Annotated in this window: 23 protein-coding genes; 19 read left to right on the top strand and 4 right to left on the bottom strand. The window is 71.3% G+C overall.

Features of this window, described 5'->3' with window-relative positions:
• Positions 1-10 precede the first annotated feature (10 nt).
• The 5 genes from ACWD4O_RS29915 to ACWD4O_RS29895 all read left to right on the top strand — a co-directional run bounded on the left by ACWD4O_RS29915 (position 11) and on the right by ACWD4O_RS29895 (position 5,202).
• On the top strand, positions 11-1,072 hold the full coding sequence (locus tag ACWD4O_RS29915; RefSeq protein WP_451284552.1) for a LacI family DNA-binding transcriptional regulator: 1,062 nt from the start codon (positions 11-13) through the stop codon (positions 1,070-1,072).
• A gap of 196 nt (positions 1,073-1,268) precedes the next feature.
• Positions 1,269-2,576 (top strand): ABC transporter substrate-binding protein, encoded by a 1,308-nt coding sequence (locus ACWD4O_RS29910; RefSeq protein ID WP_451284550.1) that lies wholly within the window; start codon positions 1,269-1,271, stop codon positions 2,574-2,576.
• Between the two features lies 1 nt (position 2,577).
• Positions 2,578-3,600 carry a carbohydrate ABC transporter permease gene (locus ACWD4O_RS29905; protein ID WP_451284548.1) on the top strand — a complete coding sequence of 341 codons (1,023 nt, stop codon included), beginning with the start codon at positions 2,578-2,580 and terminating at the stop codon, positions 3,598-3,600.
• Positions 3,590-4,468, top strand: coding sequence for a carbohydrate ABC transporter permease (locus ACWD4O_RS29900; RefSeq protein ID WP_451284546.1), 879 nt, complete (start codon positions 3,590-3,592; stop codon positions 4,466-4,468). Before ACWD4O_RS29905 ends, ACWD4O_RS29900 begins: the two co-directional genes overlap by 11 nt.
• A 131-nt stretch (positions 4,469-4,599) precedes the next feature.
• Positions 4,600-5,202: a TetR/AcrR family transcriptional regulator gene (locus ACWD4O_RS29895; protein ID WP_451284545.1), complete on the top strand. Its 603-nt coding sequence runs from the start codon at positions 4,600-4,602 to the stop codon at positions 5,200-5,202.
• A 254-nt stretch (positions 5,203-5,456) separates the two neighbouring features.
• Here the strand turns inward: ACWD4O_RS29895 and ACWD4O_RS29890 are convergent, their stop codons facing one another.
• From ACWD4O_RS29890 to ACWD4O_RS29880, 3 genes are all read right to left on the bottom strand, one after another.
• Positions 5,457-6,677, bottom strand: coding sequence for a TerD family protein (locus tag ACWD4O_RS29890; protein ID WP_451284637.1), 1,221 nt, complete (start codon positions 6,675-6,677; stop codon positions 5,457-5,459).
• Between the two features lie 105 nt (positions 6,678-6,782).
• Positions 6,783-7,553 carry a DeoR/GlpR family DNA-binding transcription regulator gene (locus tag ACWD4O_RS29885; RefSeq protein WP_451284543.1) on the bottom strand — a complete coding sequence of 257 codons (771 nt, stop codon included), beginning with the start codon at positions 7,551-7,553 and terminating at the stop codon, positions 6,783-6,785.
• A 263-nt stretch (positions 7,554-7,816) separates the two neighbouring features.
• Positions 7,817-8,626 carry an NAD-dependent epimerase/dehydratase family protein gene (locus ACWD4O_RS29880; protein ID WP_451284541.1) on the bottom strand — a complete coding sequence of 270 codons (810 nt, stop codon included), beginning with the start codon at positions 8,624-8,626 and terminating at the stop codon, positions 7,817-7,819.
• Positions 8,627-8,910: 284 nt separating this feature from the next.
• Here ACWD4O_RS29880 and ACWD4O_RS29875 point away from each other — a divergent pair, with 284 nt between their 5' ends.
• Complete coding sequence (locus ACWD4O_RS29875) at positions 8,911-9,852, top strand: 5-dehydro-4-deoxyglucarate dehydratase (RefSeq protein ID WP_451284539.1); 942 nt, start codon at positions 8,911-8,913, stop codon at positions 9,850-9,852.
• Positions 9,853-11,016 carry a hypothetical protein gene (locus ACWD4O_RS29870; protein WP_451284537.1) on the top strand — a complete coding sequence of 388 codons (1,164 nt, stop codon included), beginning with the start codon at positions 9,853-9,855 and terminating at the stop codon, positions 11,014-11,016. It abuts the gene before it with no gap.
• On the opposite strand, the gene ACWD4O_RS29865 is transcribed toward ACWD4O_RS29870, so the two are convergent.
• The gene (locus ACWD4O_RS29865) at positions 10,953-12,221 is read right to left on the bottom strand and encodes an MFS transporter (protein WP_451284535.1); all 1,269 of its coding nucleotides are present in this window, start codon (positions 12,219-12,221) and stop codon (positions 10,953-10,955) included. The two genes, ACWD4O_RS29870 and ACWD4O_RS29865, sit on opposite strands and share 64 nt — an antisense overlap.
• A gap of 119 nt (positions 12,222-12,340) precedes the next feature.
• Here ACWD4O_RS29865 and ACWD4O_RS29860 point away from each other — a divergent pair, with 119 nt between their 5' ends.
• From ACWD4O_RS29860 to ACWD4O_RS29805, 12 genes are all read left to right on the top strand, one after another.
• On the top strand, positions 12,341-12,934 hold the full coding sequence (locus ACWD4O_RS29860; protein WP_451284533.1) for a TIGR03086 family metal-binding protein: 594 nt from the start codon (positions 12,341-12,343) through the stop codon (positions 12,932-12,934).
• 129 nt (positions 12,935-13,063) lie between these two features.
• A complete protein-coding gene (locus ACWD4O_RS29855) occupies positions 13,064-13,825 on the top strand; it encodes an MBL fold metallo-hydrolase (RefSeq protein WP_451284532.1) in 762 nt (253 codons plus the stop codon).
• Positions 13,826-13,957: 132 nt separating this feature from the next.
• Entirely contained in the window at positions 13,958-14,632 is a 675-nt protein-coding gene (locus tag ACWD4O_RS29850) for a GntR family transcriptional regulator (RefSeq protein ID WP_351908469.1), read from the top strand.
• Entirely contained in the window at positions 14,629-15,540 is a 912-nt protein-coding gene (locus ACWD4O_RS29845) for a dihydrodipicolinate synthase family protein (protein WP_451284530.1), read from the top strand. The genes ACWD4O_RS29850 and ACWD4O_RS29845 overlap by 4 nt, the downstream gene beginning before the upstream one ends.
• The gene (gene araD / locus ACWD4O_RS29840; RefSeq protein ID WP_451284528.1) at positions 15,528-17,294 is read left to right on the top strand and encodes an L-arabinonate dehydratase; all 1,767 of its coding nucleotides are present in this window, start codon (positions 15,528-15,530) and stop codon (positions 17,292-17,294) included. Before ACWD4O_RS29845 ends, araD begins: the two co-directional genes overlap by 13 nt.
• A 168-nt stretch (positions 17,295-17,462) precedes the next feature.
• Positions 17,463-18,398, top strand: coding sequence for a carbohydrate ABC transporter permease (locus ACWD4O_RS29835; protein ID WP_351908463.1), 936 nt, complete (start codon positions 17,463-17,465; stop codon positions 18,396-18,398).
• A complete protein-coding gene (locus ACWD4O_RS29830; protein ID WP_451284526.1) occupies positions 18,395-19,294 on the top strand; it encodes a carbohydrate ABC transporter permease in 900 nt (299 codons plus the stop codon). The genes ACWD4O_RS29835 and ACWD4O_RS29830 overlap by 4 nt, the downstream gene beginning before the upstream one ends.
• An 8-nt stretch (positions 19,295-19,302) precedes the next feature.
• Positions 19,303-20,604: a pectate lyase family protein gene (locus ACWD4O_RS29825; RefSeq protein WP_451284524.1), complete on the top strand. Its 1,302-nt coding sequence runs from the start codon at positions 19,303-19,305 to the stop codon at positions 20,602-20,604.
• Positions 20,601-21,779, top strand: a complete 1,179-nt coding sequence (locus ACWD4O_RS29820) for a Gfo/Idh/MocA family protein (protein WP_451284522.1) — start codon at positions 20,601-20,603, stop codon at positions 21,777-21,779. The genes ACWD4O_RS29825 and ACWD4O_RS29820 overlap by 4 nt, the downstream gene beginning before the upstream one ends.
• Complete coding sequence (locus tag ACWD4O_RS29815; RefSeq protein ID WP_451284520.1) at positions 21,779-22,633, top strand: DUF6807 domain-containing protein; 855 nt, start codon at positions 21,779-21,781, stop codon at positions 22,631-22,633. The genes ACWD4O_RS29820 and ACWD4O_RS29815 overlap by 1 nt, the downstream gene beginning before the upstream one ends.
• A complete protein-coding gene (locus ACWD4O_RS29810) occupies positions 22,630-24,153 on the top strand; it encodes a family 43 glycosylhydrolase (protein WP_451284519.1) in 1,524 nt (507 codons plus the stop codon). The genes ACWD4O_RS29815 and ACWD4O_RS29810 overlap by 4 nt, the downstream gene beginning before the upstream one ends.
• Positions 24,154-24,186: 33 nt before the next feature.
• The gene (locus tag ACWD4O_RS29805) at positions 24,187-26,241 is read left to right on the top strand and encodes a pectinesterase family protein (protein ID WP_451284517.1); all 2,055 of its coding nucleotides are present in this window, start codon (positions 24,187-24,189) and stop codon (positions 26,239-26,241) included.
• Positions 26,242-26,341: the final 100 nt, after the last annotated feature.

The raw sequence follows: 26,341 nt of genomic DNA, 5'->3' as shown, positions 1-26,341 counted from the left end.
AGTGCACAGCGTGTGGGCCGACGATCAGCCGCGGGAGCCGCGGGAGCCGCGGGAGCCGCGTGTCGACGAGTCCGGCGGTCCCAGCCGCCGGGCCACGATCCATGACGTCGCCCGGTTGGCCGGAGTCTCGCGCCAGACGGTCTCCCGGGCCGTCAACGACAAGGGCGAGATCGACCCGGCCACCAAGGAACGCGTGCTGGAGGCGGCGCGGCTGCTGAACTACCGGCCGAGCCGGTTCGCCCGGGGGCTGGTCCGCAAGGGGGCGGTGACGGCCGGGCTGGTGATCCCGGACCTGATGAACCCGTTCTTCCCCGAGGTGGCCGCCGGGGTGCTGGAGGCCGCCGAGCAGCGCGGCTGGCAGGTCGTGGTGTGGGACTCCCGCATCGACTACGCCAGGGAGCGTGAGGCGCTCGACGTGCTGTCCCACCAGGCGGACGCGGTCGTGGGCTACTTCAAGAACGAGGACGAGGTCCTCGCCCGGCACCTCGGCGGGGTGCCGCTCGTGCTGCTCGAACGCGGCCCGCAGCAGACCCGGTTCGCGGCCGTGGGCATCGACGCCGCGGCCGGTCTGGAACAGGGGATCGCCCATCTGGTGGGCGCGGGTCACCGCAGGATCGGCATGGTGGACGGCGACCGGCTCACGGTGCCCGGTGCCCGGCGGGAGGCGTTCCTGGCCGAGGTCCGGCGGCACGGCCTGTCCGTCGACGACAGCTGGATCGTGCTGTCCCCGGAGCACAGCGTGGCAGGCGGCGAGGCGGGCATGGAGCGCCTCCTGGACGCCCGGCCCGAGATCACCGCGGTCTTCGGCTTCAACGACCTGATCGCCGTCGGCGCGATGCGCGCCGCCCGCCGTCGCGGCCGGCGGATCCCCGACGACCTCGCCGTCATGGGCTTCGACGGGCTGTCGCTGGGCGAGCTGGTGGAGCCCGCCCTGACCACCCTGCACCTGGACAAACGCCGGCTGGGACGGCTGGCCGTCGAGCAGGTGGCCCGGCTGCGCGCGGGCCAGGAACCGCTGAGCGGCGCGGACGCCTGGGTGATCCCCGAGCTGGTGGTGCGGGCCTCCGCCTGACCGGTCACCCGCACTGACACGGTGTCAACACATTGCCGATGTACGTGTCTTGACAGTGGTTTTCGGCCGCCCCAATACTCGACGGCAACGTTCACGTGAACGTTCACGGCCCGTCTGACGCTGTCGGCCAGAGCCCGGAACCATCCGCCGACATCGTTGTCCTCGCGTTTTCCCCTTCTCGTGAAGCGAGTGCGTGATGGAACACCGAACGCTGTCCCGCCGTCGTCTGCTGGGGGCCTCCCTCGGCGGCGTCGGCGGCGCCCTCCTGGGCCTGTCGGGATGCGGGGCCGACAGCGGCTCGGCCTCGGCCGGCACGGATCACCTGAGCCTGTGGTACTGGAAGGGCGCGCTGAGCGAGACGCTGCTCTCCACCGCCGCGCGCGCCGTGCCCGGCGTGCCGGGGGTGCGGGTGAAAGGCGCGCAGATCCCCGACGGCGACATCGACTCGAAGGTGCGCACCAGCCTGGCCGCCCGCGCCTATGTGCCGGACCTGACGGTCGCGAACTCCGACAACCTCGCCACGTTCTTCCCCGACGAGAGCGAGTTCCTGGACCTGCGGACGGTCGGCGCCGAGAGCGTCCGCGACCAGTACCTCGACTGGAAGTGGAAGAGCTGCTTCACCCCGTCGGGCCGGATGATCGGCTTCCCCCTCGACGCCGGACCCACCGCGCTCTACTACCGCAACGATCTCTTCGCGAAGGCCGGGCTGCCCGATGAGCCGCAGGAGGTCGCCGAGGCCGCCGCCACCTGGGAGAAGTACCTCGAGGCCGGAGTGACGCTCCGGGCGAAGGCGCCCGGCAAGCCGTACCTGGTGAGCAACGTCGGCAACGTCTTCCAGCAGATCCTGCTCCAGAGCACCAAGCAGTTCGTGGACGCCGACAACCGCTTCATCGGCGACCAGGCGCACGTCAGACGTGCCTGGGACCTGTCCCTGGAGATCCTCCGCCAGGGCCTCAGCGCCCGGATCAGGGACGGCACGCCCGACTACAACGCGGCCATGAGCGGCAGCCGGATCGCCACCATGACCACCGCGGTGTGGGCGATCAACGGACTGAAGGACACCGCGCCGAAGACGTCCGGCGCCTGGCGGCTGACGACCATGCCGGACGGCCCGGCCAACTACGGCGGCTCGTACCTCACCCTGACCCGCTACTGCCGTGACCCGGAGGGCGCCTTCGCCTTCCTGAAGTGGCTGCTCGGCCCGGAGAACCAGCTCAAGAGCTACCAGGAGATGTCCCTGTTCCCCACCACTCCGGCCGCCTACGCCGACCCCGCGATGCACAAGGCCGACCCCTTCTTCGGCGGTCAGCGGCCCATCGACGTCTTCGGCCCCGCCGCCCAGAAGGCCCCGGTCGTCTACTTCAGCCCCTACGAGGAGACCGCCAACACCCCGTTCTTCCAGGAGCTGACCAATGTGGAGATGCTCGGCAAGAACGCCGACCGGGCCTGGCGGGACGCCGTGAACACCGCCGAGACCACACTGTCCCGGCTGGGGGTGAGCTGACATGGCCACGGTTCTCGACCCGGCGGGCGCACCGCCGGCCGACGAACGGCGCCCTGGACGCCGTAGTCGTGGCGTCGGCCGCTCCGGTGTGCCGGGCCGGCGCAGGCGAGTCGTCCCGCCGCTCCTCGCCATCTCCCCGTTCTACGCGCTGTTCGCTGTCTTCGGCGCGTTCCCGGTGGTCTTCTCCCTGTACCTGTCCTTCCAGGACTGGGACGGCATCGGTGACATGCGCTTCGTCGGCCTCCAGCAGTACGGCTGGCTGATCGAGGACTCGGTGTTCTGGCACTCGGTGCTCAACACCTTCGAGATCTGGTTCCTGTCCACCGTGCCGATGCTGTTCCTGGCCCTGGTGCTCGCGTTCCTGCTGCACTCGCAGGTCCGCTTCACCGGCGCGTACCGGGTGGCGTACTTCGTCCCCAACGTCACCTCGATGGTCGCGATGACCATCGTGTTCGGCTCGGTCTTCGCCCAGGGCGGCCTGGCCAACTCGGCGCTGCGGGCGGTCGGCCTGGACGGCGTCGGCTGGCTGTCCTCCGAGTGGGGGATCAAGTCGGCCCTGTCCATCATGATCATCTGGCGGTGGGTCGGCTACAACGCCCTGATCTTCCTGGCGGGTCTCCAGGCCATCCCCACCGAGCACTTCGAGGCCGCCCGCGTGGACGGCGCGAACAGCTGGCAGACCCTGTTCCGGGTCGTGGTGCCGCAGCTGCGGCCGGTGATCCTGTTCGCCGCCGTCACCTCCACCATCAACGGCCTGCAGATCTTCACCGAGTCCCAGGTGCTCTTCCAGTCCGACGACGTCGGCACCACGGGCGGACCCGGCCAGGAAGGCATGACGATCGTGCTCTATCTGTGGCAGAAGGCGTTCAAGGACCACCAGTTCGGCTACGGCGCCGCGATGGGCTGGCTCCTCTTCGCGATCATCGCGGTGTTCACCATCGTCAACTGGCGGCTGGTCTCCGGGTCCGACCGCGACGACCGTCCGAAGCTGCTGCGCAGGAAGGGGGCCCGCAATGGCCGCTGACTCCCATGACCGGGCGACCGGCAACGCCGGGCTCGCCATCGGCGCCGGCAGCAGGTTCACCCGGATCTGTGTCCGGGCGGCGCTGCTGCTCGGTGTGCTGATCTCGCTCTTCCCCTTCTACTGGCTGGTGGTGATGGCCTCCGGCACCACCCAGGACATCTACCGCTATCCGCCCAAGCTGGTGCCCGGCCCGCATCTGCTGGACAACATGCGGCGGGTGCTCGACACAGTGGACTTCTTCGGTTCGCTGTTCAACACGATCGTGGTCGCCGTGTTCGGGACCGTGCTGGTGCTGTTCTTCGACTCGCTGGCCGCGTTCGCGTTCGCCAAGTACGAGTTCCCGGCGAAGAAGTTCCTCTTCGGCATGCTGCTGATCACGTACATGATCCCCGCGCAGCTGGCGCTGGTGCCGCAGTTCGTCACCATGGCCGAGTTCGGCTGGGCGGGCTCGCTGAAGGCGCTGATCATCCCCGGCGCGGCCAACGCCTTCGGCATCTTCTGGATGCGCCAGTACGCGCAGAACTCGCTGCCCGACGAACTGCTGGACGCCGGACGGATCGACGGCGCCGGGTTCTTCCGGCTGTACTGGCAGATCGCTCTGCCGCTGTTCCGGCCGGCCCTGGCGTTCCTCGGCATCTTCACGTTCATCGGCATCTGGAACGACTACATCTGGCCGCTGGTCGTCATGATCGACCCGGAGAAGGTCACCCTCCAGGTCGCCCTGGCCAACCTCAACGTCCTCTACAACACCGACTACTCCCTGGTGATGGCCGGGGCGTTGATGAGCGTGATCCCGCTGATCATCGTCTTCCTGATCGGCGCGCGCCACTTCCTGCGGGACCTCGCGGCGGGGGCGACGAAGATGTGAACCCCGGCACCGGGCGGGCGGCCCCGGGCTGCTGCCCGTCTGGTGTCACTGCGTGATCTGGTGGACCATGCGGACAGCGCGACAGGACCCGGTCGCCCGAGAGAGTCCCCGGTTCGCAAGGAGTCAGCTGGATGACGCAAGGAAGACCCATGCGCGCGGACGCTCGCCGCAACTACGAGCGCTTGCTGAAGGTGGCGGCCGAGGCCTTCGCCGAGCATGGGGAGGGCGCCTCCCTCGACGACATCGCCAAGCGGGCCGGCGTCGGCTCCGGCACGCTCTACCGGCATTTCCCGACCCGGCAGGCGCTGCTGGAGGCGGCCTACCTCGACCGCGTCGAGGCGCTCGCCGCGCGGGCCGACGAACTGGGCGCGGAGCTCCCGCCGGGCGAGGCGCTGGTGGCGTGGCTCAACGAGCTGTGCGTCGGCACGATCCAGGTCCGCGGCATGAAGTCCCTGCTGGGCTCGGCCGTCACGGACGGCAGCGCGGCCGCGGTCACCGCCTGTGGCACGAACATGAACGCGGCGGCGGCCCGGCTGGTCGGGGCGGCGCAGCGGGAGGGGACCCTGCGGGCGGACGTCGAGCCGATCGACGTGCTGCGGCTCGCGCACGGGGTGGCGACGGCGTCGGAGCTGGCGAACGGGGACAGCGGCGCCATCCGCCGGTATGTCTCGCTGCTGACGGAGGGCCTGCTGGCGCAAGGCCTGCGGTCCACCCGGTCCGCCCGGTCCGCCTGATGACGGCGGCGGGCCACCCGTGACGGCTGCGGTCCGCCCGGTGACGGCGGTGCCCACCCGTGACGGCTGCGGGCCACCCGTGGCGGCTGCGGTTCACCCCTGATGACGGCGGCGGGCCACCCGTGACGGCTGCGGTCCGCCCGGTGACGGCGGTGCCCACCCGTGACGGCTGCGGTCCACCCCTGGTGACGGCGGCGGGCGCCCCCGTGGTGGCGGGCGCCCGTCGGCCTGCGTGACTGCGGGTCGGCGGCCGACTACAGCGCCTGCGCCCCCGGCTTCACCATGTTGCGGACCGTGCGCGCCTTCACGAAGTCGCCCATGGCCGTCATCTCCCACTCGCCGGAGAACTGCCTGATCATCTTGGCCATCAGCACGCCCGTCTGCGGCTCGGCGCCGGTGAGGTCGAAGCGGACGAGCTCCTCGCCGGTCGCGGCGTCCAGCAGTCGGCAGTAGGCCTTGGCGACCTCGGTGAACTTCTGGCCGGAGAACGAGTTCACCGTGAAGACCAGACCGCTCACCTCCTGCGGGAGACGGCCGAGGTCGACGACGATCACCTCGTCGTCGCCCCCGCCCTCGCCGGTGAGGTTGTCGCCGGAGTGCTTGATCGCGCCGTTGACGATGGAGAGCTTGCCGAAGTAGCAGCTGTCGATGTGGTTGCGCTGGGGGCCGTAGGCGATCACCGAGGCGTCCAGGTCGATGTCCTTGCCGCGGAACGCGGGCTCCCAGCCGAGGCCCATCTTGACCTGCGAGAGCAGCGGGCGGCCGCCCTTGACGAGGGACACGGTCTGGTTCTTCTGCAGGCTGACCCGGCCCTTGTCCAGGTTGATCTTCCCGGTGGCCGGGGGTGCGGCGGGCGCGGCCGGGGGAACGGCGGGCGGCGGAGGCGTGGCGGTGCGCGGGTCCCAGCCCGGGGCCGGCGGAGTCACCGGCGCCTGCACGGGCGGCGGCGGGGCGACCGGCTGGGTCTGTACGGCCGGCGGCGGCTCCTCCACCGTGACGCCGAAGTCGGTCGCGATGCCGGCCAGGCCGTTGGCGTATCCCTGGCCGACCGCGCGGGCCTTCCAGGCGCCGTTGCGGAGATAGATCTCCACGACGACCAGCGCCGTCTCGTTGCCGAGCTGCGGGGGAGTGAAGGTGGCCAGGACGCTGTTGTCGTCCGCGCCGCGGATCGTCGCCGTCGGTTCGACGCCCTGGAAGGTCTGCCCCGCGGCGTCCGGGCTCGCGGTGACGACGATCTTCTCGATGCCCGGGGGGAGGGCGGTGGTGTCGACCGTGATCGCGTCGGGCGCCGTGCCGCCGCCCGAGCGGTACGTGACGCCCGGGCCGGCGGGCTGGTTGTAGAAGATGAAGTCGTCGTCGGAGCGCACCTTGCCGTCGCCGGTGAGCAGCAGGCCCGAAACGTCGAGGCGCACCGGTGCGGCGACGTCCACCGTCACTCGGGCGACGGGGAGTGGGATGTTCGAGCCGGGGGTCATAGCTGTCATGCCTCGTGAACGATCGGGCCCACTTTGCCGTTCCCTTACCCGGCGGCCAATCGGGTCCGGCCTCGGCCACCCGCTCCGGCCCGTCCCGGATCGTGGCTAGACCCGGATGACCTGCGGCCCCAGCAGCGAGTACCGGTGCGCCTCGGCCGTCGGAAGCAGCGTGCTGGTCACGATCGCCTCCAGTGCGCCCACCTCGGCGAACCGGCAGAAGCTGACCGCCCCGAACTTGGCGTGCACGCCCACGAAGACCGTGCGCCGGGCCGCCCGCACGGCCTGCGCCTTGACCTCGCCGACAGCGGGATCCGGGGTGGTCAGACCGTGCTCGCGGGAGATGCCGTTGGCGCCGATGTAGGCGAGGTCGACGACGAACCCGGCCAGCATCTTCGTCGTCCAGTGGTCGACGGTGGCCAGGGTGCCCGAGCGCACCCGGCCGCCGAGCAGCAGCACGGACACGTTGTCGGTCCCGGCGAGCGCGCCCGCGACCGGCAGGGACGCGGTGACCACGGTCAGCGGCCGGTCCCCGGGCAGCGCCTCGGCGATGAGCTGCGGGGTGAAGCCCTCGTCGACGAAGACCGTCTCGGCGTCCCCGAGCAGCCCGGCCGCGGCGGCGGCGATCCGGCGCTTCTCGGGCACATGGCTGGTGGCGCGGAAGGCGAGCGTCGTCTCGAAGCCGGCGCTCTCCACGGGATAGGCGCCGCCGTGCGTACGGCGGACGAGACCGTGGTCCTCCAGGGCGCGCAGATCCCGTCGTACGGTCTCCCTGGCCACGCCCAGTTCGGCGGCGAGCGCGGCGACGTCGACCGAGCCGGCGGCCCGTGCGGTGCGCACGATCTCGCGCTGGCGCTCCTCCGCCGTTCTCGAGGTCATGCCCTCACCTCGCTCTCCCGCTGCCTTGCCCGTTCGGGCCCGGTGCGGCCCATGGGGGAAGTTCTACAGCGGGTGCGCGGCACTGACCAGGCCTGTTGCGGGCCCGATACGGCCCGGGCGGGCCCGTTCGCGTTGCGGTCTGCCCGGCTCGGACCTGCGGGGCGGCCGTGCGGCGGGTGGGATCGGGCAGGGCGCGTGCCCGGATACGGCGGCGGGCGGGCCCGTTCGGTGCCCGCCCGCCGTTCGCGAGGTCCGCTCTGCGGTCAGTACGGCCAGATCGGCGGGTCGCTGACGAAGTGCCCGCCCAGGTGGGCGTGGGCGATGTTCTCCGGGTCCAGTTCGCCCTGCTCGGCGATCAGCTTCTCGGCGTACGGCTCGGAGTCGTCCTGCGGCTCGTAGCCGAGCGCCCGCGCGGTGCTCAGGTCCCACCAGAGCCGGGTGTTGGCGGAGGAGCCGTAGACGATGCTGTGGCCGACGTTCTCGGCGGTCAGGGCCGCGTGGAAGAGGCGGGCGCCGTCGGCCGGGCTCATCCATATCGACAGCATGCGCACGCTGGTCGGCTCGGCGAAGCAGGAGCCGATGCGCACCGAGACGCTCTCCAGGCCGTGCTTGTCCCAGTAGAGCTGGGCGAGGTCCTCGCCGAAGGACTTGGACAGGCCGTAGAAGGTGTCCGGGCGGTGCGGGGCGTCGATCGGGATCAGCGGGTCGTCGCCGCCGGGGCGGGGTGTGAAGCCGACCGCGTGGTTGGAGGAGGCGAAGACGACACGGCCGACGCCCTCCTCGCGAGCCGCCTCGTACAGGTGGTAGGTGCCCTCGATGTTGGCCTTGAGGATCTTCTCGAACGGGGCTTCCAGGGAGATGCCCGCGAGGTGGATGATCGCGTCGACGCCCCGCACGGCCTCCCGGACCGCCTCCCGGTCGGCCAGGTCCGCGACGATCGCCGCCGGCTCGCCGTCGATCGGGCGCAGGTCGAGCAGGCGCAGCTCGTAGCCGTAGGCCGGCAGCAGGTCCCGCATCAGGGTGCCGAGGCCGCCGGCGGCGCCGGTGAGCAGGACGGTGCGCGGTGCGGGCATCCTCGGGTCTCCTTGGATCACTTGAGCGGGCACCCCCGCCATCGGGCACATGCATGGCCGAGGTTCACATTCATGGACACGCTAAGGAGCGGCGGCGGTGCTCGTCAAGTGTCCTACAGGGGTGCCAAAACTGCTGGTGTCTCGGGGGTTGGCGCGCTTGACCGGGCTCGATCGGGCACCTTAGCGTGAGCTTGTTCAGGAATATGGACGCTGCTCAAGAATATGGACTGCTCGTGATGCTTGTGATTCTCGGGAATCATGAGCGTATGGACCCGGGAGAGCCTGTGACGTCAGCCCCGCTCGCCGCCCGCCTCCGCGTCCCCAGCGGACCGCTGTTCTTCCCCGTCACCGCCTACGGCCCCGACGGCTCCCTCGACCTCGACGTCTACCGCACGCATGTCCGCCACGGGGTGGAGGCGGGCGCCGCCGCGGTCTTCGCGGCCTGCGGCACCGGGGAGTTCCATGCGCTCGCGCCGGAGGAGTTCGAGGCCTGCGTACGAGCGGCCGTGCAGGAGACCGCCGGGCGGGTGCCGGTCGTCGCGGGCGCCGGCTACGGGACCGCGCTCGCCGTGCGCTACGCGAGACTCGCGGAGCGGGCCGGGGCGGACGGCCTGCTCGTCCTGCCGCCCTACCTCGTCGTGGCCGCCCAGGAGGGCCTGCTGAAGCACTACCGGACGGTGGCGGCCGCGACGGCGCTGCCCACGATCGTCTACCAGCGCGACAACGCCGTCTTCACCCCCGAGACCGTCGTCGAACTCGCCCGCACCGAGGGGATCATCGGCCTCAAGGACGGCCTCGGCGACCTCGACCTCATGCAGCGGATCATCAGCGCCGTGCGCACCGAGGTCCCCGGCGACTTCCTCTACTTCAACGGCCTGCCGACCGCCGAGCAGACCCAGCTCGCCTACCGGGCCCTCGGCGTCACCCTCTACTCCTCGGCCGTGTTCTGCTTCGTCCCCGACATCGCCCTCGCCTTCCACCGGGCGCTCACCACCGGCGACGAGCGCACCGCCCGCCGACTGCTCGACGGGTTCTACCGGCCGTTCGTCGAACTGCGCGCCCAGGGCCGCGGTTACGCCGTCTCCCTCGTCAAGGCCGGTGTCCGGCTGCGCGGTCTCGACGTCGGCGAGGTCCGCCCGCCGCTGCACGAACCGAGCGAGGACCATGTCAAGCAACTCGCCCAGGTGATCGAACGCGGCTTCGCGCTGCTGGAGGAGGACACGTAAGTGAAGGCGTCGACATTCGTCTACCCCTGGGACGTCACCGGCGATCCCGAGGCCCCGGCCCGGATCGCCGCGCTCGGAGTGGAACAGGTGACCCTCGCCGCCGCCTACCACTCCACCCGCGCCCTCACCCCCCGCCACCCGCACCACCGCATCGTCACCGCCGAGCACGCGGCCGTGCTGTACCCGCCGGACGACCGCTGGGAGGGCCGCGCCCTGCGCCCGTACCCGGCCGGCGACTGGGCCCCCGGCGACGCCTTCGCCGAGGCCGCCGAAGCGCTCGCGCAGGCCGGCCTCGACGTGCACACCTGGGTCGTCCTCGCGCACAACTCCCGCCTGGGCGCCGACCATCCGGACACCTCGGTCGTCAACGCCTACGGCGACCGCTACCCGTGGGCCCCCTGCATCGCCCAGCCCGCCACGCGCGCGTACCTCGTCGACCTCGCCGCCGAGGCCGCCGTGCGCCCCGGCGCGGCCGGCACCGAACTGGAGTCCCTCGGCTGGTACGGCCTCCAGCATCTGCACGCCCACGACAAGACCGGCGGCGTCGGCCTCGGGGACGCCGGCCAGTACCTGATGGCGCTCTGCTTCTGCCCCGACTGCCGCTCCGGCTACGGCGCCCGGGGCCTGGACGCCGACGCGCTCGCCGCCGCCGTCCGCGAGGCGCTGGAGCCGCTGTGGCGGGGGGCCCCGGACGACGGAGGCTGGGCAGCCGTCGAGAAGCTCCTCGGGGAGGAGACGGCGGCGGCCACGCGCGCGTGGCGCGACGAAACCGCCTGCACCCTCCAGGAGACGGCCGTCGCCGCCGTTCGGGCCGCCGCGCCCGTCGGCTTCCAGGTCCTGCTGCACGCCGACCCCGTGACGTACCACGTGGGCGCCAACCCGGGCGTCGACCCCGCGCACATCCTGTCCGTCGCGGACGGTGTGGTGGTGCCCTGCGCGGGCGGGCCCGGCCTGCTGACGCCCTTCGCCGAGCAGCGCCACGAGGGCACGGTCATCGCCGCCAACCTCGGCGTCGTCTCCGGCATGGGCGGCAGCCCGGGGACCCTCACGGCCGACGCGGCCCGCGCGAAGGAGCTCGGGGCGACGCAGATCCGGCTGTATCACGCCGGGTTGGCGTCGGACGGAGACCTGGCCGCCGTGCGGGAAGCACTCGCGGCGCGCTGAAACAGCGGCAGGACCGTCACCAGCCGCGTCACGCCCAGCAACACCAACAGCGGCTGGTACGGCACGAGTTCGACGAGCGCGGCGCCCGCCGCGAGGCCGAAGACATTCGGCGCGTACAGCAGGGTGCCGGCCGTGGCGGCGACCCGGCCCAGCAGCGCGTCCGGAGTCTCCCGCTGGACGGCGGTCAGCGCGGCGATCAGCACACAGGGCAGCCCAACCCCGATCGCGGCGGCGCACACCAGGGCCACCGGTTCCGACGGAACGGCCCGCACGATCACCGCGACGGCCGTCAGGGCGATCCCGCACGCCGCGAACCGGCGCTCTCCCAGCCACCGCAGCGCGGGCCCCGCGAGCAGCCCGACCACGACCGAACCGGCGCCCTGGACGGCGTACAGCACGCCCGTGAACGCGGGGGAGCGGCCGAGGCCCTCGACGACGGCGTAGATCAACGCGCCGTTGATCCCCGCGAACAGCATCGTCGTACCGCCCGCCACGGCCAGCGGACGCAGCGCCGGGTGCTCCCGGAGGAAGCGGGCGCCCTCGGCCGTCCGCGCCCGCCAACCGCCCGTCACGGGCTCCGGGCGCTCCTCGCGGACCCGCACGCACGCGTACAGCCCCGCCGCGCACACGAAACTCGCCGCGTCCAGCAGCGCCACGCTCGGGCCGCCGTAGGCCGCGTAGACACCCGCGCCCGCCAGCGGGGCCACCAGCTTCATGCCCTCCACGGCCGTCGTGCGCAGCCCGTTGAAGTCGCCGAGCAGCTCCGGTGCGACGGCGCCGGCGACGAGCGCGGACTCGGCCGCGTCGGCCACCACCGAGGCGGCGCCGTACAGCACCAGCACCGTGAACAGCAGCCACAGCCGGCCGGGGGAGTCCACGGCGAGGACGGTGAGCAGCAGGGCCGCCGGGCCCAGGTTGAGCGCGACCAGCAGGGGCTTTCGACCATGGGGGCACCGCCCGGTCGAGCGAAGCCGGGACTGGGGGAGATCGGCGAGGGCGCCCAGCAGCGGGCCGAACAGGGTGGGGAGCCACAGCGCCAGCACACACAGCGCCGCAAGCCCGTTCGAGCCGGTGAGGTCCTTGACCCACACCCCGGACACCAGCCACAGCGCCGAGGTGCCGAACCCGGAGACCACCGACGCGGCCAGATAGAGCCCCGCGTCGCGGTCCCGCAGCACGCGCACCACGGACCAGTTCTTCGTCATGCCTGGTCATCGTGGCTCTAAGGCGGTCACTCGGGCATCGGGCAGATGCCCTAGAAGCGTGGCCGGGAGCTCGCCGCAGCGCACCGATGAGTTCGCGGGCCGCCGCCGGTCCACCCTGTATGACCTACACGACGATCACCCTCGACCTCGGACCCCAGACCCGGATCGTGGCCCGCCTCGCGGAGGCGGTGCGCGACGAGCGGCTCGCGGACGGGACGCCCTGCCCGGACTACGCGGTCCGTCACCTGCTCGGACACCTGACCGGCCTCGCCGTCGCCTTCCGCGACGCCGCACGCAAGGACCTCGGCGCCACCACCGACACCCCGCCGACGACCGCCGTGCCGGACATCGGCCCCGCCTGGCGCGAGGAACTCGCCGAGGCGCTCGACGAGCTCGCCGAGGCCTGGCGCGACCCCGCGGCCTGGAGCGGCATGACCCGCGCGGGCGGCGTGGACCTGCCCGGCGCGATCGCCGCCGCCGTCGCCGTCGACGAACTGGTGATCCACGGCTGGGACCTGGCCCGGGCCACGGGCCAGGAGTACCGGCCCGACCCGGCGGCGCTGTCCGCGGCCCACGACTTCCTCGCCGCCGCGGCAGCCGAGAACGACCGCGGAGACGGCATCTTCGGCCCCGTCGTCAAGGTCCCGGGAGACGCCCCCCTGCTCGACCGCACGGTCGGTCTGAGCGGCCGCGCCCCGGGATGGACGCGCTGACCCACGCACTCTGCGGCCGCCGCAGACGGACGCGAAGGCGCACCCCGCGGCCGCCGCAGACGGACGTAAACAGGGCGCGTACGCGTAAACGGGGCGCGTCCGGTGGGGCCGAAACGTACGCTCCCGAGCATGCCCCTCAGCCTCACCGTTCTCGGCACCGCCTCTCCGCACCCGGGGCCCGGCCGCCCCTGCTCCGGCTATCTGCTGCGCGGCGCGGGAGCCGAGGTGTGGGTGGACGCGGGGCCGGGATCGTTCGCTGAGTTGCAGCGGCACACGGACCCCGACCGGCTCACGGCGATCTGGATCTCCCACCTCCACGTCGACCACAGCGCCGATCTGCTCGCCGCCGCCTACGCGTTCGCCTACGGCGGGATGGCCCCGCCGGCCCCGATCCCGGTGTACGCGCCGCTCGACTGCGCCCGGCGCATGGCAGGCTTCTTCGGTCGGCCGGACGTACGGTTCCTGAGCGAGTTCCTCGACTTCAGGGCCCTGTTCGACGGGCACACCGTACGGCACTGGAACCTGCGCCTCAGCTCGCGCCGGATGGCGCACGACACCGAGGCGTACGGGCTGCGGGTCGAGTGCCAGGGCAGTGTCCTCGCGTACTCCGGGGACACCGGGCCGTGCGACGCGCTCACCGAACTCGCCTCCGGGGCCGAGCTGTTCCTGTGCGAGGCGGACATCGACCGGCATCGCGAAGGCGAACGCGAGCAGCAGGTGCATCTCACGCCGGAGGACGCCGGCGAGGCCGCCCGCAAGGCGGGGGTGCGCGAGCTGTACATCACCCACGTCGGGCCCACGCTGAACCGCAAGGACGCGACCGCCCGGGCCGCCGCCGCCTTCGGAGGGCCCACCCGCACGGCACGCGAGGGCGAGACCATCCCGTTCTGACGCTTCCTTTGTCAGAAGCATTGACGAAACACAGGGCTGCTCCTACCTTCAACGCGTCGTACTTCGTACGTCATATATGAGACGCGATATGTGAGATCCGATCCCGAGATCCGTGAGATCCGAGAGGCGCGCATGACCTCTGTGCCCACGCCGATCCCGTCCCGCACGCAGTACGTGCTGGAGGAGATCAAACGCCGCATCCTCACCGGGCGGTTGACGCCCGGTCAGGCCCTGGTCGAGACCGAGCTCGCCGCGCAGTTCGGGGTCTCCAAGACCCCGGTGCGCGAGGCGCTCAAGACCCTGGCCGGCACCGGACTGGTCGTCATGAGCCAGTACAAGGGCGTCACGGTGCGCATGGTGGACGCGGACATGGCGCGCGAGGTCTACGACGTACGCCTGCTCCTCGAACCCGAGGCGCTCAAGCGGGCCGTGCGCCGAGGCGCCTCCCTGGACGCCGCGCGTTCCGCGCTGACCAGGGCCGACGAGGCGACCGACACCGCCGAACGGTCCCTGGCCAACCGGGAGTTCCACCGCGCCCTGTATCTGCCGTGCGGCAACCCGCTGCTCGGCCGGATGCTCGACGAGGTCCGCGACCAGGCCGCCCTGGTCTCCGCCGTCGCCTGGGCCGCCTCGCCCTCCTGGGAACGGGAGGCCGGCGAGCACCGCGAGATCCTGCGGCTCGCCCTGGCCGGCGACGCGGACGGCGCGGGCCGCGCCCTGCACGCCCACATCGCGTCCTTCGTGCACCGGGCGTTCCCCGAGATCGACCGAGAGGCACAGCTACCTGAACAGGAAGGTCAGGAATGAGCAGCGTGGCGTTCGAGACCCAGCGGGCGGCCCTGGCCGACGTGGTGGCGATCCCGGTGACCCCGTTCGCCGAGGACGGCTCCGTCGACGGCGAAGCCCACCGGGCCCTGCTGCGCCGACTGCTCGACGGCGGGATCACCACCCTCACCCCGAACGGCAACACCGGCGAGTTCTACGCCCTCACCCCCGAGGAGCGGCGGCTCGTCACGGAACTGACGATCGACGAGGCGGAGGAGCGTTCGACGATCCTCGTCGGCGTCGGCCACGATGTGCCGACCGCCGTCGCCTCCGCCCGGCACGCCCGTGACCTGGGCGCACAGATGGTGATGGTCCACCAGCCCGTCCACCCCTACGTCTCGCAGAGCGGCTGGGTCGACTACCACCGGGAGATCGCGCGGGCGGTGCCCGAGCTGGGGGTCGTCCCGTACATCCGCAACGCGCAGCTGCTCGGCGAACGCCTCGCCGAACTCGCCGACGACTGTCCCAACGTCATCGGCGTCAAGTACGCCGTCCCGGACGCCTCCCGGTTCGCCGCCTTCGCGCGTGACGCCGGTCTGGAGCGCTTCGTCTGGGTCGCCGGTCTCGCCGAGCCGTATGCCCCCTCCTACTTCTCCGCGGGCGCCACCGGATTCACCTCAGGGCTCGTGAACGTCGCCCCGGCTGTTTCGCTGAACATGATCGAAGCGCTCCGATCAGGGGACTATCCGGCCGCGATGAAAGTGTGGGAACAGATCAGGCGCTTCGAGGAGCTACGGGCCGCGGGCGGCTCCGCCAACAACGTCACCGTCGTCAAGGAAGCCCTTGCCTCCCTTGGCCTGTGCCGCCGAGAGGTCCGCCCGCCGAGCCGGACGCTGCCCGAGGGCGAGCGGGCCGAGGTCGCCGCCATAGCAGCCGGATGGTCCATATGAAGCGCTTCGACGATCTTCCAGGCGATCTTTCGCAACGGCGTCCCGAGGACCTCAGAAGTCACCAGTGGTACGGCGCCGAGGGCCTGCGCTCCTTCAGCCACCGCGCCCGCACCCGCCAGCTCGGCTACCTCCCCGAGGAACACCTCGGCAAGCCGGTCATCGCGATCCTCAACACCTGGTCGGACATCAATCCCTGTCATGTGCACCTCCGTGACCGCGCCCAGGCGGTCAAGCGGGGCGTGTGGCAGGCGGGCGGTTTCCCGCTGGAGTTCCCGGTCTCCACGCTCAGCGAGACCTTCCAGAAGCCGACCCCGATGCTCTACCGCAATCTGCTCGCCATGGAGACCGAGGAGCTCCTGCGCTCCTACCCGGTCGACGGGGCCGTGCTGATGGGCGGCTGCGACAAGACCACTCCCGCGCTGCTCATGGGCGCCGCCAGCGTCGACCTGCCGACGGTCTTCGTGCCGGCCGGGCCCATGCTGCCGGGCCACTGGCGCAACGAGGTCCTCGGCTCCGGCACCGACATGTGGAAGTACTGGGACGACAAGCGGGCCGGTCTCATCGGCGACTGCGAGCTGGCCGAGCTGGAGAACGGCCTCGCCCGCTCGCCGGGCCACTGCATGACGATGGGCACGGCGTCCACGCTGACGGCCGCGGCGGAGGCGCTGGGCGTGACGGTTCCGGGCGCGTCGAGCATTCCGGCCGTGGACTCGGGGCACGATCGGATGGCCGCGCAGTCCGGCATGAGAATCGTGGAACAGGTCCACAGGAACCGTGTTCTCTCGTCGATCCTCACCCGCGACGCCTTCGAGGACGCCGTGACGACCGTTCTGGGCCTCGGCGGCTCCACCAACGCCGTGATCCATCTGATCGCCATGGCCGGCCGGGCCGGCGTCAAGCTCACCCTCGACGACTTCGACCGCATCGCCCGGACCGTCCCCGTCCTCGCCAACGTCCGCCCCGGCGGCCGGACGTACCTCATGGAGGACTTCCACTTCGCGGGCGGCCTGCCCGGCTTCCTCTCCCGGATCCCGGACCTGCTCCACCTGGACCGCCCGACCGTCTCGTACGACACGATGCGCGAGCAGCTCGCCGGCGCCCAGGTCCACAACGACGACGTCATCCGCGACCGGGACAACCCGGTGGCCGACGAGGGCGGGGTCGCCGTCCTGCGCGGCAACCTCTGCCCGGACGGCGCCGTCATCAAGCACATCGCCGCCGAGCCGCACCTGCTCAAGCACACCGGCCCCGCGGTCGTCTTCGACGACTACCGGACCATGCAACGCACCATCAACGAACCGGAGTTGGGCATCACCGCCGACACCGTGCTGGTGCTGCGCGGCTCCGGTCCCAAGGGCGGCCCGGGCATGCCCGAGTACGGCATGCTGCCCATCCCGGACCACCTGCTCAAGCAGGGCGTCCGGGACATGGTGCGGATCTCCGACGCCCGGATGAGCGGGACGAGTTACGGCACATGCGTGCTGCACATCGCGCCCGAGTCGTATGTCGGCGGGCCCCTCGCCCTGGTGCGCACGGGTGACTCGATCACCCTCGACGTGGAGGCCCGCTCGCTCCAACTCAACGTGGACGACGAGGAGTTGGCGCGACGCCGGGCGGACTGGACGCCGCCGCCCACCCGGTACGAGCGCGGCTACGGCGCGCTCTACAACGAACAGATCACCCAGGCCGACACCGGCTGCGACTTCGAGTTCCTGGCCCGCCCGGGCAAGGTCGCGGACCCGTACGCGGGCTGAAGCCACAGCAAGCATCGCAGCGCACACGCCTGTACAGGGGGAAAGCGCTTCCTGCACGAGAACGAGCACGAGAACGAGCGCGAGAACAAGCACCACGCACGCACCACGAACGCACGCACGCACACACGCACCACGCACGCACGACGTAACTGAGAACGGAGAACAGTCATGGCCCAAGCCGCAGCCGTGGCGAAACCGCCCGCGCCCGGGCGGCGGCGCCGTGCCTCCGCCACCCCGCGCAGGCTGCCGTACCTGCTGATCGCGCCGGCGGCCCTGCTGATGGTGGGCTTCATCGCCTATCCGGTCATCAGCGTCTTCTACTACAGCCTGCAGAACTACAACCCCACCAAGCCCTGGCGGAACGGCTTCGCGGGCTTCGACAACTTCGTCAAGATCTTCACCGACGACCCGCAGTTCTGGGACACGCTGACCTTCAGCGCCAAGTGGGTCTTCGTCGAGGTCGGGCTGCAGCTGCTGTTCGGTCTCGCGCTGGCGCTGATCGTCAACCAGACCTTCGTCGGCCGCTCGCTCGGCCGCGCACTGGTCTTCTCCCCGTGGGCCGTCTCCGGCGTGCTGACCTCCGCGATCTGGGTGCTGCTCTACAACTCGCAGACGGGCATCACCCGTTACCTCGCCGACATGGGCATCGGCGAGTACGGGACCAGCTGGCTCTCGGACACCTCCACCGTCTTCTCGGCGGTGGTCGTCGCCGACCTGTGGCGCGGTGTCCCCTTCTTCGCGATCCTCATCCTCGCCGACCTCCAGTCCGTGTCCAAGGACCTGTACGAGGCCGCCGAGGTCGACGGAGCCAGCCGTGTCAAGCAGTTCTGGTACATCACCCTGCCCCACCTGAAGGACGCCATTGTCCTGTCCACGCTGCTGCGCATGGTGTGGGAGTTCAACAACGTCGACCTGCTGTACACGCTCACCGGCGGCGGCCCGGCGGGGGAGACCACCACCCTCCCGCTCTACATCGCCAACACCAGCGTCGACGCACACAACTTCGGCTACGCGTCCGCCCTCACCACGGTCGCGTTCGTGATCCTGCTCTTCTGCTCGATGGTCTATCTGCGGCTGAGCAAGTTCGGAGGAGGCGACAAGTGATCACCAAGGAGGCCACCGAGGTCAGGCCCGTCCCCGTGCACCTGCCCCAAGCCGCCGACCGACGGCCGTCCAGGAGAAAGCGCGCCTGGGACGAAGCCCCGCGCTGGCAGATCTACCTCCCCCTGACGATCTACCTGGTCTTCACCCTCGTCCCCTTCTACTGGATCCTCCTCTTCGCGCTCCGCCCGGCCGGCTCGACCTCGCTCGTGCCCTGGCCGATGACCTCCGACCACTTCGAGAAGGTCTGGAACGAGCGTGACTTCGGGATCTACTTCCAGAACAGCGTGATCACCGCGGTGGCGACCCTGCTGCTCACCACCGGCGTCGCCCTGGCCGGCGGCTATGCCCTGGCCCGCTTCGACTTCAAGATCAAGCGTGGCTTCATGCTCGCCCTGCTGTGCACCCAGTTCGTGCCCGGCGCACTGCTTCTCGTGCCGCTCTTCCAGATCTTCGCCGAGCTGAAGATGATCAACTCGCTGGCGAGTGTCATCATCGCCGAAACCGTTTTCCAGCTGCCTCTGTCGATGATCCTGATCAGCGGCTTCATCCGGAACGTGCCGTACTCCCTGGAGGAGGCCGCCTGGGTCGACGGCTGCAACCGGCTCACCGCCTTCCGGATCGTCATCCTCCCCCTGCTGCGGCCCGGGTTGATCGCGGTCGGCTCCTTCGCCTTCGTGCACGCCTGGAACCACTTCCTGTTCGCCCTGATGTTCCTCTCCGACCAGAGCAAGCAGACGATTCCGGTCGGCCTCAACACCCTGATGAGCGGGGACAGCGTCGACCTGGGCGCGCTGGCCGCGGGCGGCATCATCGCCGCCGTCCCCGTGGTGATCGTCTTCGCCTTCATCCAGAAGTGGCTGATCACCGGCTTCAGCGCGGGGGCGGTGAAGGGATGAGGAACGGGATGACAGGTGGAGTGAGGCTCCGTCAGATCGCGGTCATGGCAGTGGTGTGGGGAACCCTCTGCATGCCCGCCCGCGCCGAGGCCCGGGACATCGGCCGCGACACCTTGCCGGCGAACGACGGCTGGGCCTCCGCGGGAGCAGGCACCACCGGAGGCGCGGCCGCCGACGACGCCCACGTCTACACCGTCACCGACCGCGCGGGACTCGTCCGCGCCCTCGACGGCGGCAGCGACACCCCGAAGATCATCAGGATCGCCGGGACCGTCGACGCCAACACCGACGACGACGGCGACCGCCTGGACTGCGCCGACTACGCCACCGACGGCTACAGCCTGCGGGCCTACCTGGCCGCCTACGACCCCCGCACCTGGGGCGCCGCCAAGCCGAGCGGCCCCCAGGAGGAAGCCCGACAGGCGTCGGCCGCGCGGCAGGCCGAGCGGATCGTGCTGCCCGTCGGCTCCCACACCACCATCGTCGGCCTGGGCCGGGGAGCCGTCCTCAAGGGCGCGAGCCTCCAGGTCAGGAACGCCGACAACGTCATCCTGCGCAACCTCGACCTGCGCGACGCCTACGACTGCTTCCCCGTCTGGCAGCCCAACACCGGCGGCCTCGGCGACTGGAAGACGGCGTACGACAACATCTGGCTGACCGGCGCCACCCACGTCTGGGTCGACCACATCACCGCGAGCGACCAGGGCCACCCGGACGAGGACGAGCCCACCTACTTCGCCCGCAACTACCTCCGCCACGACGGCCTGCTCGACATCACCAACGGCTCCGACCTGGTCACCGTCTCCTGGAGCCGGTTCGCCGGCCATGACAAGGCGATGCTCATCGGCAGCGGCGACACCGCCATCGGCGACCGCGGAAAACTCCGGGTAACCGTGCATCACAACCAGTTCGAGTCCATCGTCCAGCGCGCCCCGCGCGTCCGCTTCGGGCAGGTGCACCTGTACGACAACCGGTACGTGGTCCCCGAGGGCGCCGACTACCGCTACTCGCTCGGCGTGTCGACCGAGTCCGCGATCCACGCCGAGAACAACGCCTTCCACACCCCGGGGCACGTGGAGGTCGCCGACCTGGTCAAGAGCTGGAACGGCACCGCCCTGCACCAGACGGGCACCCTCTTCAACGGCTGGCCCGTGGATCTCCTCGCGATCCACAACGCCTACAACAGCGGCAGCGAGCGGGATCTCACGGCGGACGTCGGCTGGACGCCTACCCTGCACGGAAAGATCGACAGCGCCGCGGCAGCCGACCGCGAGGTGGCACGCGGCGCGGGCGCAGGGAGGATCCCATGAGCACCGCAGAACCGATGAACGCACCGGTCCCGATCGTTCTCGCGGGCGCGCGCGGCCACGGCCGCTGGCACCTGGACAACATCCGACGGCTCCAGGACAAGGGCATCGTCCGACTGGCGGGCGTCTGCGAACTGACCCCGCTGACCCCGGCCGAGATCCCCGAGGGCCTCGGCGCCCCCGAGCAGTCCGCCGACTTCGGCACGCTCCTCGACACGACCGGCGCCCGGATCGCGGTGATCTGCACCCCGATCCCGACCCACACCGACCTGGCCCTGATCGCGGCCCGCAAGGGAGTCCACCTGCTCCTGGAGAAGCCGCCCGCCCCGTCCTACGCCGAGTTCCGCCGGATGGCCGACGGGGTCGCCGAGGCGGGCGTGGTCTGCCAGATCGGCTTCCAGTCGCTGGGCTCGCACGCCGTGCCCGCGATCCGCAGGCTGATCGACGACGGTGCGATCGGCGCGGTGGACGGCGTCGGCGGCGCCGGGGCCTGGGCGCGTGCGCAGGGGTACTACCGCAGGGCCCCCTGGGCGGGCAAGCGGCGGCTGAACGGCGTCGACGTCATCGACGGGGCGCTCACCAACCCGCTCGCGCACGCCGTCGCCACCGCCCTCGCACTGGCCGGCGCCACCCGCGCCGAGGACGTCACCGGCATCGAGACGGAACTGGCGCACGCCAACGCCATCGCCTCCGACGACACCTCCTGCGTCCGCGTCACCACGGCCGACGGCCTCCGGATCGTCGTCGCGGCCACGCTGTGCGCCGAGGACCCCGACGACCCGTACGTCGTTGTCCACGGCGACCGCGGCCGGATCACCTACTGGTACAAGCAGGACCGCGTGCTGCTCCAGCGGGCCGGCCACGGCCCCGAGGAGCTGGAGTACGGCAGCACCGACCTGCTGGAGAACCTCGTCGACCACCTCACCGACGGGGCGCGGCTGCTCGTCCCGCCCACCGCCACCGAGTCGTTCATGCGGGTCGTCGAGGCGATCCGGGTCGCCCCCGACCCGGTGCAACTGCCCGACGACGCCTGGCACTTGATCCCCGACGAGGACCGACGCGTCGTCCCCGGCATCGACGGGCTGGTCGCGGCCGCCGCCGACACCCTCGCCCTCTACTCCGAACTGGGCGCCCCCTGGGCGTTCACGACCGCGCATCCGAAAGAGGTGAGCCCCTGATGACCGCACCGGCACCCGACTCACCGGTCGTCCTGCGTGTCGCCGGCCGCCCGGTCGGCCGGTACGTCACCCGGCCCGAGCTGCCCGCCCGGCTCTCCCCGCGCCCCTACCTGCACCCCGTCACCACCCTGGCCGGCACGGCGGTCACCGAACTGAGCCCGGCCGACCACGCACACCACCTCGGCGTCGGTGTAGCCGTACCCGACGTCGAGGGGCACAACTTCTGGGGCGGCCGTACCTACGTCCGCGACCGCGGCCCGACCGAGCTCGACAACCACGGCGCCCAGCGCCACGGCTCCTTCCAACTCCGCGACCCCGACGGCTTCGTGGAGGAGCTGCGCTGGGTCGCCTCCGGAACCGAGCTGCTGCGCGAGCGCCGTACGGTTGCGGCCACCGAACTCACCGACACGGCCTGGGCGTTGGACTTCACCTTCTCGCTCACCAACGTCACCTCCGCACCGCTGTCCATCGGCAGCCCGGCGACGAACGGACGCCCCGGCGCGGCCTACGGCGGCTTCTTCTGGCGCGCCCGGAAGGAGGACGCGGCCCCCGACGTCTTCACCGCCGGCGCCGAGGGCGAGGCCTCGGTCCACGGGACCTGCGCCGACTGGCTCGCCTTGGCGGGCGAGGGCTGGACGCTCGTCTTCGCGGGCGCCACCGAGGCCACCCGCCGCGACCCCTGGTTCGTCCGCACCGCCGAGTACCCGGGCGTCGGCTCCTCGCTGGCCTCGGCCGAGCGGTTGCCGATCCCGCCCGGCGAGACGGCCGTCCGCCGGATCGTCACCGTCGTCGCCGACGGCCGCCCGGACCGCGGCGAGGCGGCGGCCCTGGTCAGGAAGGCGGTCAGCCAGTGACGGACGAGCAGCCCGGGACGTACACGAACCCGATCCTGAACGCCGACTGGTCCGACCCGGACGTCGTGCGCGTGGGCGACGACTTCTACCTCACCGCCTCCAGCTTCGGCCGCGCCCCCGGCCTGCCGCTGCTGCACTCGCGCGACCTGGTCCACTGGACGCTGGTCGGGCACGCCCTCGAACGCCTCGAACCGGCCGACGAGTTCAGGACCCCGCGCCACGACTGCGGTGTCTGGGCGCCCTCGCTCCGGCATCACGACGATCGCTTCTGGATCTTCTGGGGCGACCCCGACCAGGGCGTCTTCCAGGTCAACGCACCGGAGATCAGGGGCCCTTGGACCCGTCCGCACCTGGTGAAGGAGGGCAAGGGGCTCATCGACCCCTGCCCCCTGTGGGACGAGGAGACCGGCGAGGCCTACCTGGTGCACGCCTGGGCGAAGTCCCGGGCCGGCGTCAAGAACCGGCTCACCGGCCACCGGATGCACCCGGAGGGAACGGCCGTCCTCGACGAGGGCAAGCTGATCGTCGACGGGGACCGGATCCCCGGCTGGTTCACTCTCGAAGGCCCGAAGCTCTACCGGCACGACGGCTGGTACTGGATCCTCGCGCCCGCCGGCGGAGTGGAGACCGGCTGGCAGGGCGCGCTGCGCGCACGGGACTTCTTCGGCCCCTACGAGGAGCGGATCGTCCTGGAACAGAAGGACACCGAGGTCAACGGCCCCCACCAGGGCGGCTGGGTGCGCACCGCGTCCGGCGAGGACTGGTTCCTGCACTTCCAGCAGCGCGGCGCCTACGGCCGGGTCGTCCACCTCCAGCCCATGCGCTGGGGGGCGGACGGCTGGCCGGTCATCGGCGACGAGGGCGCCCCGGTCCCGGAGCACCGGCGGCCCGAGCTGCCCGCCGGGCCGCCCGCCGCGCCCGCGACCGACGACGACTTCCCCGGCGGACGCTTCGGCCGCCAGTGGTCGTGGACGGCCAACCCGCAGGACGGCTTCGCCACCCAGCACTCCGCCGACGGACTGCGCCTGACCTGCGTACGGACGGCCGGCGCGCACGATCTGCGCACTCTGCCGAACGTCCTCACCCAGCGCCTGCCCGGGTTCCCGTCCGCCGTCGAGGTGGAGTTGCGGCTGCACAGCGAGGAACCGGGAGCACGCGCCGGCCTCGCGGTCCTCGGGGACGCCTTCGGCTGGATCGGCCTCCAGCGGGGAGCCGACGGCGCCGTCCACCTCGTGCATCGCTTCGCGGAACCGGTTGCGGAAAAGGAGCGGGACGCGGCCCATCCACGGCTCGCTCCCGAGGGCCGGGCGCGACTGCGCGTAGAAATCGGTTCCGGAGCCCGTTGCCGGTTCGCCTACGACGTCGGCGACGGCGAGGGCCTGCGGTACTCGGGTCCCGTCTTCGCCGCCACCCCCTGGCGCTGGGTCGGCGCCCTGCTCGGCCTCTTCGCCCTCGCACCCGTCGGGACGGGACACGCAGGGGCGGCCTCGTTCGACGAGTTCCGGATCAGACCTCTCTGACTCACTTTTCCTGTACGCCTGTTGGGAGCCGCAATGACGCACTTCCCTAGCAAGCGCTTGCCGAGACCGGGTGCGGTCCTGGCGGCCGTCGTCGGCCTGGTGGCGGCTCTCTGCCTGGGCGCGGTCGGCGAGGCGAAAGCCGCTGCTGAGCCGGTGGCCGCTGCTGAGCTGGCGGCCGCGGCCGAGCCGGTGGCCGCCGCCGGACCGACGGCCGCCGATGCCTCTCCGTCTTCGGCGGCCCGCTGGACCGACCGGGCCCATGGCTTCGCCTCGCTCGCCGGCGGCACCACCGGAGGCGCCGGCGGCAAGGTCGTCACCGTCGCCGACCAGGCCTCGCTGGCGCGGTACGCGGCCGCCGAGGAGCCGTACGTCATCCGGGTCAAAGGCGCGGTGGCCGTCGAGCCCTTCGGCTCCGACATCGTCGTGACCTCGAACAAGACGATCATCGGCGTCGGCGACACCGGCGAGATCATGCACGGCGAACTGCACCTGAACCCCGGCACGCACAACGTGATCATCCGCAACCTGACGATCCGCGACTCCTACGTCGAGGGCGACTGGGACGGCAAGACGACCGACTTCGACGCGATCCAGATGGACACCGTCGACCACGTCTGGATCGACCACAACCGCTTCACACACATGGGCGACGGGCTGCTCGACATCCGCAAGGACAGCCAGTACATCACCGTCTCCTACAACCGGTTCACGAACCACAACAAGGCGTTCGGCATCGGCTGGACGACCAATGTCCTCACCCAGATCACCATCGACCACAACTGGTTCACCGGCACGAAGCAGCGCAATCCCTCGGCGGACAACTGCGCCTACGCCCACCTGTACAACAACTACGTCTCGGCGCAGGTCGTCGACGGGGACCCCGTGTGGACGTACGGGAACTGGTCGCGGGGCCACACGAAGATGGTCATCGAGAACGGTTACTACGACGGTGTCCAGCACCCCTATCAGGCGGACGCGACCGCCGAGTTGGTGCAGCGCGGGTCGATCCTGAAGAACACCACCGGACGGACCGACGCATGGGGCGCGGCCTTCGAACCGCGGGAGTTCTACGCCTACCGGCTGGACCCCGCGGCCGCGGTCCCCGCCCTGGTCACCCGGCTCTCCGGACCGCAGAAGCGGATCGGCGCCGCCGTGACGCTGCACGTCCCGGCCGACTACCCGACCGTCCAGTCCGCCGTCGACGCCGTGCCCGAGGGCAACGCCGACGCCGTGACCGTGGCCGTCGCGCCGGGCACGTACCGCGAGAAGGTCTTCGTCCCGGCGACCAAGCCGAACATCGCGCTCCAGGGGACCGGACGCGATCGCTCGGACACCGTCATCGTCCACGACACGCCTGCCGCGTACGGGGGCTCGACGGGAAGCGCCACCGTCCGGATCGCCGCGAACGACGTCACCGCCCGCAACCTGACCTTCAGCAACGACTTCGACGAGGCCGCGGTCGAACTCGACGGCGAGCAGGCGCTGGCCATGAAGACGACCGGAGACCGGATCGTCTTCGAGAACACCGCCTTCCTGGGCAACCAGGACACGTTGATGACCGACAGCCCCAAGCTGACCACCGTCAGCCGGGTCTACCTCCGCGACTCCTATGTCGAGGGCGACGTCGACTTCGTCTACGGGCGGGCCACGACCGTGATCGACCGCTCGGTCATCCGGCTGCTGAGCCGCGGATCGACCACCAACAACGGTTACCTGACGGCCGCTTCGACGTGGACGGGCAACCCGTACGGGTTCCTCATCACCCGGTCGAAGGTCGTCAGCGACGCCCCGGCCGACTCCTTCCACCTGGGACGGCCGTGGCATCCGGGCGGGGAGCCGGCGGCGGTCGCGCAGGTGCTGATCCGCGACACCGAGCTGCCGGCGGCGGTCAAGTCCACGCCGTGGACCGACATGAGCGGGTTCTCGTGGCGGGACGCGCGGTTCGCCGAGTACCGCAACCACGGGCCCGGCGCGACCGTCACGGCCGACCGGCCGCAGCTGAGCGACGCCGACGCGAAGGCGTACACCGTCGCGAACTACCTCAAGGGCACGGACGGCTGGGCGCCGTTCGCCGTCACCGCCCCCTGAGCGCACCCTCCACAGCCCCACCCACTGCTCCACCCACTGCTCCACCCATTGACCCCCCACAACTTCATATCTCCGTCGGGATCCAGAAGAAGAGAGCCGA

The organism is Streptomyces sp. NPDC002623 (assembly GCF_053592635.1).
This window is presented reverse-complemented; position numbering and strand designations above follow the sequence as displayed.

Coding starts and splice junctions, on each gene's coding strand:
- ACWD4O_RS29825 (WP_451284524.1), top strand. CDS start 19,303: ATGACAGGTGGAGTGAGGCTCCGTCAGATCGCGGTCATGGCAGTGGTG.
- ACWD4O_RS29860 (WP_451284533.1), top strand. CDS start 12,341: ATGACCTACACGACGATCACCCTCGACCTCGGACCCCAGACCCGGATC.
- ACWD4O_RS29835 (WP_351908463.1), top strand. CDS start 17,463: ATGGCCCAAGCCGCAGCCGTGGCGAAACCGCCCGCGCCCGGGCGGCGG.
- ACWD4O_RS29845 (WP_451284530.1), top strand. CDS start 14,629: ATGAGCAGCGTGGCGTTCGAGACCCAGCGGGCGGCCCTGGCCGACGTG.
- ACWD4O_RS29880 (WP_451284541.1), bottom strand. CDS start 8,626: ATGCCCGCACCGCGCACCGTCCTGCTCACCGGCGCCGCCGGCGGCCTC.
- ACWD4O_RS29805 (WP_451284517.1), top strand. CDS start 24,187: ATGACGCACTTCCCTAGCAAGCGCTTGCCGAGACCGGGTGCGGTCCTG.
- ACWD4O_RS29865 (WP_451284535.1), bottom strand. CDS start 12,221: ATGACGAAGAACTGGTCCGTGGTGCGCGTGCTGCGGGACCGCGACGCG.
- ACWD4O_RS29910 (WP_451284550.1), top strand. CDS start 1,269: ATGGAACACCGAACGCTGTCCCGCCGTCGTCTGCTGGGGGCCTCCCTC.
- ACWD4O_RS29820 (WP_451284522.1), top strand. CDS start 20,601: ATGAGCACCGCAGAACCGATGAACGCACCGGTCCCGATCGTTCTCGCG.
- ACWD4O_RS29815 (WP_451284520.1), top strand. CDS start 21,779: ATGACCGCACCGGCACCCGACTCACCGGTCGTCCTGCGTGTCGCCGGC.
- araD (WP_451284528.1), top strand. CDS start 15,528: ATGGTCCATATGAAGCGCTTCGACGATCTTCCAGGCGATCTTTCGCAA.
- ACWD4O_RS29850 (WP_351908469.1), top strand. CDS start 13,958: ATGACCTCTGTGCCCACGCCGATCCCGTCCCGCACGCAGTACGTGCTG.
- ACWD4O_RS29885 (WP_451284543.1), bottom strand. CDS start 7,553: ATGACCTCGAGAACGGCGGAGGAGCGCCAGCGCGAGATCGTGCGCACC.
- ACWD4O_RS29895 (WP_451284545.1), top strand. CDS start 4,600: ATGACGCAAGGAAGACCCATGCGCGCGGACGCTCGCCGCAACTACGAG.
- ACWD4O_RS29905 (WP_451284548.1), top strand. CDS start 2,578: ATGGCCACGGTTCTCGACCCGGCGGGCGCACCGCCGGCCGACGAACGG.
- ACWD4O_RS29900 (WP_451284546.1), top strand. CDS start 3,590: ATGGCCGCTGACTCCCATGACCGGGCGACCGGCAACGCCGGGCTCGCC.
- ACWD4O_RS29855 (WP_451284532.1), top strand. CDS start 13,064: ATGCCCCTCAGCCTCACCGTTCTCGGCACCGCCTCTCCGCACCCGGGG.
- ACWD4O_RS29890 (WP_451284637.1), bottom strand. CDS start 6,677: ATGACCCCCGGCTCGAACATCCCACTCCCCGTCGCCCGAGTGACGGTG.